At 38.9% G+C, this 424-nt stretch carries 1 protein-coding gene; it reads left to right on the top strand.

The annotated features are described in order from the left end of the window. Positions 1-395: hypothetical protein (locus tag D4A39_RS19280; protein WP_158586956.1), on the top strand; the 395-nt coding region annotated here is incomplete at its 5' end. Positions 396-424: the final 29 nt, after the last annotated feature.

Genomic DNA, 424 nt, shown 5'->3' with positions numbered 1-424 from the left:
GCTTGAAATGGGATAATGGTGGAAGAAGACAACGTGAATTTTGGTGGGAGTATCCTCCTTTGGCAATGGATGTGCCAAAAGGTAGCTTTATCAGTAGATTCAAATCTTCTCCTGAACTTCAGCAATATATTATCAAGAGAGTAGATTATCTGATGGGAGTTCTCCAAAAGGAGCATCGTACTATACAATGGATGAATGCTGTTGACGAGCGTAAGGATTGGAATCTCTTTACGTGGTATTGGTCAACCTTAGCTTGTGAGTACCAAAATGACGAAGAGGGCAAGGTATATATGGATACCATGCCTGATGAGAATGATAAATCTAAGGTCATTGTACAGTTAGGTAATAGAGCCAACAATGTAGAAATGCTCAAGAAAACATTGGATCGTATCTGATGTCCTGAGAAAATCGATAAGATTGATAA

This window comes from Alcanivorax profundi, assembly GCF_003597125.1.
Classification (GTDB): domain Bacteria; phylum Pseudomonadota; class Gammaproteobacteria; order Pseudomonadales; family Alcanivoracaceae; genus Alcanivorax; species Alcanivorax profundi.
This window is presented reverse-complemented; position numbering and strand designations above follow the sequence as displayed.